At 66.4% G+C, this 10,653-nt stretch carries 7 protein-coding genes and 1 pseudogene; 1 reads left to right on the top strand and 7 read right to left on the bottom strand.

What is annotated here, in order from left to right; translation table 11 throughout:
* From A5789_RS16815 to A5789_RS16790, 6 genes and pseudogenes are all read right to left on the bottom strand, one after another.
* Positions 1-481, bottom strand: a pseudogene (locus A5789_RS16815) (hypothetical protein); the annotation flags it as partial.
* Entirely contained in the window at positions 478-2,148 is a 1,671-nt protein-coding gene (locus A5789_RS16810; RefSeq protein WP_030516784.1) for an ABC transporter family substrate-binding protein, read from the bottom strand. The gene A5789_RS16810 and the pseudogene A5789_RS16815, both read right to left, overlap by 4 nt.
* A gap of 31 nt (positions 2,149-2,179) precedes the next feature.
* Complete coding sequence (locus A5789_RS16805; protein ID WP_064901166.1) at positions 2,180-3,856, bottom strand: ABC transporter family substrate-binding protein; 1,677 nt, start codon at positions 3,854-3,856, stop codon at positions 2,180-2,182.
* Positions 3,857-3,865: 9 nt separating this feature from the next.
* Positions 3,866-5,752: an ABC transporter ATP-binding protein gene (locus tag A5789_RS16800; RefSeq protein WP_064901168.1), complete on the bottom strand. Its 1,887-nt coding sequence runs from the start codon at positions 5,750-5,752 to the stop codon at positions 3,866-3,868.
* Complete coding sequence (locus tag A5789_RS16795) at positions 5,749-6,762, bottom strand: ABC transporter permease (RefSeq protein WP_082857245.1); 1,014 nt, start codon at positions 6,760-6,762, stop codon at positions 5,749-5,751. Before A5789_RS16795 ends, A5789_RS16800 begins: the two co-directional genes overlap by 4 nt.
* A 13-nt stretch (positions 6,763-6,775) precedes the next feature.
* A complete protein-coding gene (locus A5789_RS16790) occupies positions 6,776-7,753 on the bottom strand; it encodes an ABC transporter permease (RefSeq protein WP_064901171.1) in 978 nt (325 codons plus the stop codon).
* A 172-nt stretch (positions 7,754-7,925) separates the two neighbouring features.
* Here A5789_RS16790 and A5789_RS16785 point away from each other — a divergent pair, with 172 nt between their 5' ends.
* Complete coding sequence (locus A5789_RS16785; RefSeq protein WP_063016453.1) at positions 7,926-8,729, top strand: Cof-type HAD-IIB family hydrolase; 804 nt, start codon at positions 7,926-7,928, stop codon at positions 8,727-8,729.
* 118 nt (positions 8,730-8,847) lie between these two features.
* Here A5789_RS16785 and A5789_RS16780 read toward each other — a convergent pair.
* Positions 8,848-10,653: N-acetylmuramoyl-L-alanine amidase (locus A5789_RS16780; RefSeq protein WP_064927291.1), on the bottom strand; the 1,806-nt coding region annotated here is incomplete at its 5' end.

Genomic DNA, 10,653 nt, shown 5'->3' with positions numbered 1-10,653 from the left:
TTGGGCCGATTCGGAGCAGTTGGCCATGTTGGCGGCGGTCGCACGGGTTGTCGATCAGGCGGCCTTGCGGTTCGGAGTCGCGGGCGGCGCCGGACGGGAACAGGCGACGACCGTTCACGACCACGGTGGCGTCGCAGGTGCCATCGGATTCCGTCAGGCCGACGAGTGCCGGATCGAAATAGACCGGCAGCCAGCTGGTTCGGCCCTCCGAGCTGAGTTCGAGCCACGATCGGCTCAGCAACCGGTTCTGCTGGCGTACCCGCTTCACCCGGAACGTCCCCGCCGGAATCGTGCGCCACGGTGCCACCCCGAACGCCACCGCGACACGAAATCCGCTGTACAACACCACAACCAGTGCGACCGCCGCCAACATGGCCAACTGCTCCGAATCGGCGAACGGCGCCCAGGCGATGCAGATCACCAGGGCGCCGATCGTGGTGAGAACCGGATAGGCCAGGGGATGGCCGGTACCGGAAATCACTTCAGGTAGCCGACTTTCGTCCAGTCGAGGGTGGCCAGCCCGCGCGCACCGTAGTTGGCGAGATTGGAACGGGTCGCGACGATGCCGGGCGACTGCAGCAGCGGGAGCGAATGGCCCTCGGCGAAGATCTGGCGGTCGACCTGATTGGCCAGATCGATGGCCTTGTTCGGGTCCAATTCCGAGACTGTCTTCTCGATCAGATCGTTGAGTTCCGGGGAACCGATGTGGCCGTAATTGCCCTGCCAGTTGTTCGGGTCGTATCCCCAGATCTGGCTGATGCTGCCCAAGGGGAACGGGTCACCGACCCAGGAGAACTGCGCCAGATCGAAATCGCCCTTCTGGAACACATTCGTGAACAGCCCCTGTCCCGGCCGAGTGTCGATCGTGAGTTTCACGCCGATCTTGGCGAGATTCTGCTGCATGATCTGCGCCATCTGCACCCAGGACGGGTCGTTGTACATCACATCGCGGATCTCGAGTTTGCGGCCGTCCTTCACGCGCACGTCACCCTGCAATTTCCAGCCGAGCGCGTCGAGTTCGCGGGCGGCGGCATCCGGGTCGTAGGGCAGGGCGTTGTTCTGGTAGCCCTTCTGCCCCTCCAGGTAGATGTGGTTGTTCAGTGGTTTGGGCTCGGCGACGAGTCCGTTCTGAATGGCATTCGCGATACCCTGCCGATCGATCGCCTTGGAGACGGCGACGCGAACCTTGGGATCCTCCAGAATCGACCCCGGGGCGCCGTTGAATGTGAGATGCGACCACTGCAGCGCCGGCGCGCGGCGGATGGAGACATTCGGAACGCCCTGAGCCGTCAGCAGATCGCCGCGACTACCGATTCCGATCGCGTCGAGTTCGTCGTTCTGCAATGCGGGGACCAGCGCCGCCGAATCGAGCACGCTGAAATTGACGGTGTCGAGTTTCGGCGTCGCGCCCCACCATTTCGGGTTGCGGCCCAGCGTGATACGCCCTTGAGTTCGATCGGTGGACTGGATGACGAACGGTCCGGCCGTCACCTTGATCCCGTCGACGAGACTCTTGTTGAACGCCTCCGGATTCGAGGTCACCGACTTCGGGTACAGCAGGCTGTTGCCGGAGAACTGGCCCTGCCATTCACCGAAATGCTTGTTGAATGTCAGCACCGCCTGGCGGTCGTCGACGCCGCGCTCGACCTTCGCGACCCGATCGAAACCCATATTGTTGGCGATCAGATACTCCGGGTTGCGACCGCTCAGCGCCTCGGCTTGAGAGGCGATGTCCTCCCACGTGATCGGCGTCCCGTCCGTCCACACCGCCTTCGGGTTGATGGTGTAGGTGACGGTTTGCGGATCGGTGCCGGTCAACTCGACGTTGGTGAAGTAGTCGGTGTTGAGATGCGTGCCGCCGGCGGCATCGATGGTGAATGCCTGGGGCATCATCGGCCGCTCGACCGCGGTGATGTCGTAGTTGTTGCCGTCGATCTGAAGGGTGTTCCAGTTCGGCGGGAATTCCGAGATCGCCAACCGTAGATTGCCGCCGTCGCGAAGGTCGGCGACGTCGTGCGGGTTGATGTCGTTGGTCGTGCCGAGGTCGGAACTCCCGGTCCCGGTCGTGGAGCCCGAACACCCCGACAGCAGCAATCCGAACGCGACCGCGGGGATCGCGAGCCGGGTTATTGTCGAACGAATCCGCATGGTTTCGTTCTCCTTTCGTCGGGACGGGCGGCTAACTGACGAAGCCGATCTTGGTGTAGTCGTAGGTGGCCAGGCCGGGAGCGCCGTAGTTGGCGACGGTGGTCCGTACCCCGTAGTTGCCGGGATCCTGGGTGAGCGGCAGCGAGAAACCCTCTTCGAAAACCTTGCGGTCCACCTGGTTCGCGAGTTCGATGGCCTTCTTCGGATCCAATTCACTGAGGGTCTGCTCGATCAGTGCGTTCAACTCCGGGGAGCCGATGCGACCGAAATTGCTCTGCTCGTCATCGGGGTGGTAGGCGTAGATCTGCGGGATGCTCCCGAACGGGAATGCGTCACCCGAGAACTGGAACTGCGCGATATCGAAATCGCCGGGGATCATCGCGTCGGTGAAGAAACCCTGGCGTTGCCGGGTGGCGATGGTCAGCTTCACGCCGACCTTCGCGAGGTCGCCCTGGACGATCTGCGCGACCCGAACCCAGGTGGGGTCGTTGTACATCACATCGCGAATCTCGAGGCGGCGGCCGTCTTTCACCCGCACATCGCCCTGCTGTTTCCAGCCCAGTGCGTCGAGTTCGCGCGCCGCGGCCGCGGGATCGTAGGGCAGGCTGTTGTCCTGATAACCCTCTTGTCCCTGGACGAAGATGTGATTGTTCAACGGCTTCGGATTCGACACCAGACCGTTTTCGATCGCATTCGCGATGCCCTGCCGATCGATGGCCTTCGATATCGCCACCCGCAGTGCGGGATCCGCCAGAATCGAACCGGGCGCGCCGTTGAAGGTGATGTGCCGCCACAGATTTCCCGGGGCGTGGCGTACGACCAGTTCGGAACCGCTGCGCACGGTCGCCAGATCCTCGATGGAGTTCAGGCGCGCGGCGTCGAGTTCGTTGTTCTGCAGGGCCGCCGCATATGCGGACTGATCCATCACACTGAAGGTGATGGTGTCCAGTTTCGGAGTATCGCCCCACCATTTCGGATTGCGGCCCAGCACGATTCGGCCCTGCGTGCGATCGGTGGAGCGGACCACGAACGGCCCGGAGGTGAGCGCGATACCGCCGGCGAGCGCGCGATTGAAGGTATCCGGATCGGCGGTGACCGATTTCGGATACAGCATCGCGTTTCCGGCGAACTGACCGCGCCAATCCGCGTAGTGCTGTTTGAAGGTGATCACGGCCTGCCGGTCGTCGACCCCGCGTTCGACCTTGTCGACCCGATCGAATCCGTTGTTGATCGCGATCTGATAGCGGGTGTCCACGCTCGACAGCGCATGGGCTTGGGAGGCGATGTCCTCCCAGGTGATCGGTGATCCGTCACTCCACACCGCCTTGGGGTTGATGGTGTAGGTGACCTGTTGCGGATCGGTGCCGGTGAGCTGGATATCGGTGAAATAGTCCTTGTCGATCGTCAATTGGCCGGTCGCGTCGATCAGGTACGACCGCGGCATCAACGGCCACAGCACCTCCCCGGTCTCCAACTCGTTGCCGTCGATGGACAGGGAATTCCAATTGGCCGGATATCCGCTGATCGCCAACCGCAGGTTGCCGCCGTCGCGCACCGCATCGCGCGGCTGCGGATTGATGTCGTTGGCGGATCCGAGGGCCGCGGGCCCGTTCGTGGTGTTCACCGATGCGCAGCCGGCCAGCGTGATGGCCACCCCGGCCGCCACTACGACAGCGGCCGAACGCAATGCCCGGGAACGTATCCTCACGACGAACTCCTAGCGCGCGACGACCGGAAGCGGAACCGCGTCGATCAGCGCGCGGGTGTACTCGTGCTGCGGCGACGCGAAAATCTGCTCGGCCGGACCGGATTCGACGATCTTGCCGCGATACATGACCGCGATATCGTGCGCGAGATTGCGGACCACCGAAAGATCATGGGAGACGAACAGATACGACAGCCCGCGTTCGGCCTGCAGATCCCGCAGGAGGTTCAGCACCCCGGCCTGAATGGAAACGTCGAGCGAGGACACCGGCTCGTCGAGTACCAGCAGTTGCGGGTCCAGCGCCATCGCCCGCGCGATATTGATGCGCTGCTTCTGCCCGCCCGAGAAATCGGCCGGATAGCGATCGGCGTGTTCGGCGCGAAGACCTACCTGCTTCAGCAATTCCGGTACCCGCTTGCGAATGTCGTCGCGGGACCGGCCGTCGACGCGCAACGGCTCGGCCAGGGCGTCGAAAATCGGCAGGCGCGGATCCAGCGAGGACGCCGGATCCTGGAACACGATCTGCAATTTGCGGCGGATATCGCGTTTGCGCTGCTTGCTCAGCGTCGCGACATCCTCGCCGAAGACCTCGATCGTGCCCGCCTGCGGCTGCACGAGGTCCATGATCTGGCTCAACGTCGTCGATTTCCCGGATCCGGATTCACCGACGAGCGCGAGTGTGCGTCCCTTGCGGACCGCGAAGTCGATGCCGTCGACCGCGCGCACCTCGCCGGTACGGCGCTTGAAGACCACACCGGAGGTGACCGGGAACGTCTTGATCAGGCCCGAAACCCGCAGCACCACATCGGAATCGGCGGGTTCCGGCGCGGCGACGCTGTCGGTGTCGTGGCGGTAGGCGGCGAACAGGTCCGCGGTCCCCACCTCGGCGGTGCGGATGCAGGCCGCCCGGTGCGCGGGCGCGGTTTCCTGCAGTGGCGGCTCCGCGGCCAGGCAGTCGTCGATCGAGACCGGGCAGCGCGGCGCGAAGGGACAGCCCGGCGGCAGGGCGTGCATGGGCGGGGGCGTACCCACGATCGGGATGAGCGGCGTCCGGGCCGGGCCGTCCATCCGCGGGATGGAACCGAGCAGGCCGACGGTGTACGGCATCCGCGGCGAGTTGAACAGCTCTGCGGCGGGGGCGTTTTCGACGATCCGCCCGGCGTACATCACCGCCACCCGGTCGGCCAGCGTGGCCGCGATCCCCATGTCGTGGGTGATCATGATGACGCCGGCGCCGGTGATGTCGCGCGCCTTGCGCAGCAGATCGAGGATCTGCGCCTGCACCGTCACATCCAAGGCGGTGGTGGGTTCGTCGCAGATGATCAGTTCCGGATCGTTGGCGATCGCCATCGCGATCACCACGCGCTGGCGCATACCGCCGGAGAATTCGTGCGGAAAAGCCTTGGCGCGCACGGCCGGCTCGGGAATACCGACCAGATCGAGCAGCTCCACGGCCCGGGCCGCGGCCTGCGACTTGCTCATCTTCTTGTGGGCGACCAGGGCCTCGGCGATCTGATCACCGACCCGGTAGACGGGCGTGAGCGCCGAGAGCGGGTCCTGGAAGACCATGCTGATCCGCGTCCCGCGCAGCGCCGAAAGCTGCTTGTCGCCCATGCCGAGCAACTCCCGGCCCCGCAGGCGGATCGAGCCGCGGATGCGGGCCTGATCGGGCAGCAACCCCATCACGGCCAGCGAGGACACCGATTTACCGGAACCCGACTCGCCGACGATGGCCAGCACCTCACCGTCGGCGACGGTGTAGTTCACTCCGCGCACCGCGTCGATGCGGCCCTCCTCGCTGGGGAAGGACACATGCAGGTCCGACACCTCCAGCAGAGGTGCGGTCGTGCTGCGCCGCGTGTCCGCCCGGTCGGCGGATTCGGTGGTGCGATCGGTCATGCCGCTTCAATCCTCTTGTCCGCCTGCTCATCCGGACGGGCACCGGAGGTTCGCGCCGACTTCCCGCGCTGCGCCTTGTCCCGCTTCGCCGCCCGGTCGGCCTTCCGGCCCGCCCGCGCGCCCTTGGAACTCGGGTCGAAGGCGTCGCGCAGGCCGTCGCCGACGAGGTTGGCGCACAGCACGATCGCGATCAGGAAACCACCCGGGAACAGGAACAACCACGGGAAGGTCAAGGCCGATTTGGTGCCGAAGGCGATCAGCGAGCCCAGTGACACGTCCGGCGGTTGCACACCGAATCCGAGGAAGCTCAGACCCGTTTCGGACATGATCGCCGCGCCGACGGCGAGAGTGGTGTCGATGATCAGGATCGATGCGATATTCGGCACGATGTGGGTGACGATCACCGAACGCGTCGAAGCGCCCATATACCGTGCCGCACGGACGAATTCGCGTTCGCGCAGGCTCAGCGTCAATCCGCGCACGATGCGGGCACTGATCATCCAGCTGAACCCGGCCAGCAACACGATCAGCAGCAGAATCGAGCTGCTGCCCTTGGTGCGCGGGGCGAAGATCGCGATGATGATGAAGCTGGGCACCACCAGCAGCAGGTCGACCAGCCACATGATCGCGCGGTCGGTCCAGCCGCCGAGCAGACCCGCGATCGACCCCGCGGTGACCGCGACCAGCGAGGTCAGCACGGCCACGCAGATGCCGATGATCAGCGATTTCTGCAAACCGTGCAGAGTCTGGGCCAGCATGTCCTGGCCGATCTCGTTGGTTCCGAACCAGTGCTGCGGCGACGGCGGCTGCAGCAGCGCGTACGGGTCGCGCTCCTGATAGTCGTAGGACAGGAACGGCGGAATCGCGAAGGCGCCGATCAGCATGATGATCAGCACGGTCGCGCCGACGACGGCGGGCTTGTTGCGCAGGAACCTGCGCCACACCAGCTTTCGGCGTCCGGCCGCCGCGGGTTCCGGCGCGCCCTGCGCGATGATCTCGGTTTCGGTCACTTTCTCGCCCCGATCATCCGACCCGCACTCGCGGATCCAGAATCGCATACACGATGTCGGACAGCAGGCCCGAAACCAGCACCACGAATCCCGCGAACACCGTGACGGTCACCACGATGTAAATGTCCTGCGCGTTGATCCCGTCGACGAGCCATTCACCGACGCCGTGCCAGCCGAAGATCTTCTCGGTGAAGGTGGCGCCGGTGATCAGCGCGCCGAGGCTGTAGGCGAACAGGGTCGCCATCGGAATCAGCGCGGTGCGCAGGCCGTGTTTGTAGAGCGCACGGCGGCGGGTCAGTCCCTTGGCCCGCGCGGTGCGGATGAAGTCGCTCTGCAGCACATCGAGCATGGCGTTGCGCTGGTAGCGGCTGTAACCGGCCATTGCGCCCAGGGCGAGACCGAGGCTCGGGACGATCATGTGCTGCACTCGGTCGACGAACTGATTCCACACCCCGTGCACGGCATTGGCCGAGGTTTCACCGGTATAGAGGAATATCTGCTGCCCCGCGGCCGAATTTATTTCCAGCGCACCGTATTTCAGTAGCGTGGCCAACAGGAAGATAGGCGTGCTGAGCACCAGCAGGGAAAATATCGTCGTGAAGTAGTCGCTGAACCGATATTGCCGGATCGCACCGGCCGCACCGATCAGCACGCCGAGGACCGTTCCGACGACCGAGCCCACGATCAGCAACCGCAGACTGACCCCGATCCGGCGCGGCAGTTCCTGGCTGACCGGCTGCCCCGTCAGGGTCGTGCCGAAGTCACCGTGTAGCACGCCGCCGACCCAGGTGAGGTAGCGCTGCGGGATCGGCTGGTCGAGATGCAGTTCGTGGGCCTTGGCATCGATCACCGACTGCGGCGGTCGCGGATTGCGCTGTTCGAGGCTGTCCAGCGGGCGAAATGTCAGCGACGCCAGACTGAAAGCCAGGAACGACGCCAGCGCCAGCAGCACGACATAGTTGAGCGCACGTCGTAGCAGAAAGCCGGTCATCGGTCCCCTCGGGTCGGTTACTAGCCCCTGATCATAGGGAATGGTCTCGAGTCCACCGGTGACATCGTGCACCACTTCCGGCCCACTCGCAGGCGGGGCGCGGGCAAATGATTACAGCCACGCCGGAATTTCGGGCAGGATGGAATAGGTGACGCGTCTGCCGAAGCCGAAGATGGTGGCCACCGATGTCGATGGCACGCTGCTCGACGAATGGGAACGGGTGACTCCGCGCACCCGTACCGCGGTGGCCGCGCTGATCGCCGACGGAGTGCCGTTCGTGCTGGCCACGGGTCGTCCGCCGCGCTGGATCGATCCGGTGGTCGAGGGCCTGGGCTTTCCTCCGCTGTGTGTCTGCGGCAACGGTGCGGTGATCTACGACAGTGCCGCCGATCGCATCCTGCACACCAGCACATTGGATGTGGAGAGTCTGGCGTGGATCGCCGACCTCGCCGAGCGCGTGCTACCCGGCTGCGGGCTGGCCGCCGAGCGCGTGGGCCGCAGCGCGCACGATGCCGCGACGCCGCAATTCGTCAGCTCACCCGAATACGAGCACGCCTGGCTGAATCCGGACGACACCCAGGTGTCGCGGCAGGAGGTCATCTCGGCGCCGGCGATCAAGATGCTGATCCGGCTGCGGGGAACGCCCAGCGCGGAGATGCAGTCGGCCCTGGAACCCCACCTGGCCGGGCGCGCCGACATCACCTATTCCACCAACAACGGGCTCATCGAACTGTCCGCGCCCGGGATCACGAAGGCCGCCGGCTTGAGTGTGGTCGCCGAGCGGCTCGGGGTGGACCCGGCGGCGATCCTGGCCTTCGGCGATATGCCCAACGACGTGCCGATGCTCCGGATGGCCGGGCACGGCGTGGCGATGGGCAACGCTCACCCCGAGGCCCAGGCCGCCGCCGACGAGATCACCGCCTCCAATTCGGAGGACGGCGTCGCGCGGGTGCTCGAGCGCTGGTGGGAGAGCTGAGGACCTCAGCCCAGGTTGTCTCGGCCCGAAGCAATCGTGCAAACCTCGCCGCAATCGGCGGGTTTCGCGCATGTGGGTGGAGGTTTGCACGAATAGTTCGGGGTGCCGACCTCGGCCTTCAGCCCGCCGGGGCCGGAGGAACGAGCTGGGACGGCGCCGCCGCAGCGGACTCGGGCGCGGGCGGCGCTTCGGGAACCGGACCAACCGGTGCGGGTGCGGCCGGGTTCGGCGCTTCGGGAGCGGGGGCTGCCGGCGCCTCCGGTGCTGCTTGGGCATCGGGGGCCGGTTGCGCATCGGGTGCCGGCTGGGGTGCGGCCGATGCTTGCGGAGCGGAAGGTGCGGGCGCGTCCGGAGCCGTCGGCGGGGCCGCGGCGTCCGCGACGGGCAGTGCCTGCGGAATCGGCTCGCCCGCCGGGCCGGGTTGTGCCCCACCGTGTTTCAGCAGGGTGGTGACGACGCCGGTGGCGGTGTCGAGGATCAGTGAGCCGAGCCGGAAATCGGCCCGCTGACCGCCGGGAACCGGATACGGATTGCGCAAAGGCGTTCCGAGCGCCCCGGATTCGGCGCCGAGCTGGACGAAGCGGTCGAGGATCCGGCCTGCCAGCTCGACGATCGAGCCGTCGGGCGCGGCGTAGACGTAGCCGTTGACGAACTTGGCGTACTGGCCGCCGTCGCCGGTCGGCGTCGGTTCGGAGGAGGCGGCGCCGAGGTGTCCGTTCGGACCGCCCTGCCCCGCCCAGTATGTGGCGATCGCGTTCGCGAGAGCCGCCAGATCCGCGTGCGCGCGTTCGTCTTTCGGAGCCGCGGGCGCGGTGCCGGCGGCGACGCCCGCGGCGATCTCGCGGATGCGATCCATGCGCGCATAGGCGGCATCGCCGGGGCAGGTGGTATTGCCGACATCGCGATGTGCGAACACGATCGGCAGGTCCACCGCTGCACCCTCGGCGTACGGGGTGTAGTCGGTGCCCTCGGAGTACATGGTGGTGTGGCCCTCGGGGTCCAGTCCCGCGATCTCGGCCCGCCAGCCGACGAACTGCCCGGTGGCCTGGAGCTGGGCGTCGCTGGGCGGTTCGGTCTCGAAATCACCCATCATCGCCACGCCCGCGGTGTTCTCGTTGAAACCGCCCGCGTGCGCGCCCTCGACCGGGCGGTCCAGACCGCCGTAGCGGCCCTCGAAGATCTGGCCGTACTTGTCGACCAGTGCGTTGTAGCCGATATCGCACCAGCCCAGCGTCTTGGCGTGATACGCGTAGATCGCGCGCACGATGCCCGCGGACTCGGCCTTGGTGTAGTCGTTGCGCCCGGCGGTGTGGTGCACGGTGATTCCGCCCAGCCCGTCGTCGTAGGTGGGTTCCTCGCAGCGCAGCGATTCGTCGGCGCCCCACTGCGCCCGGCTGATCACCTTCGGCCCGCCGCCCGGCAGCGGCGCGGCGACGGAGGCCAGGTTGTCGTCGATCGCGCCGCGCCCGGGATTGATCAGCACCGCCGAGAGTTGCGAGGCGGCCTGCTGCGCCGGGTCGTCGGAGCGGCCGGCGGCCGGGGTGATCGCCTTGTGGGTGGTCAGTATCTGAACCGCCTTGGTCTCGCCGACGTAGATCGGTTCGGTGCCGGTCCGGGCGGGGGCGGCCGCGTGATCGCTGCGATCGGTATCGACCCGATCGGCCGGGAACCACGGTCCCCAGGTGCCGTCGGCCTGCTGGGCGCGGATCAGAGAGGTGGTGTCGGCCAGTTCCTTCGCGGTCAGCGCGACCATGCTGAACGGGGTGTCCCGAGTCAATTCCTTGACCTCCGCACCGACCTGATCGGCCATATCCGGTGGTACGGCACCGGGCGACAGGGCGGGGGCGGCCGGGTCGGCGCCGGGAACCTGTGCGGGGTCGAGCGGAGCGGCGATGAAGCCGGGGCCGGCGTGCGCGGGGGAGGC

The sequence above is a fragment of the Nocardia sp. 852002-51101_SCH5132738 genome, assembly GCF_001665695.1.
GTDB classification, from domain to species: domain Bacteria; phylum Actinomycetota; class Actinomycetes; order Mycobacteriales; family Mycobacteriaceae; genus Nocardia; species Nocardia nova.
This window is presented reverse-complemented; position numbering and strand designations above follow the sequence as displayed.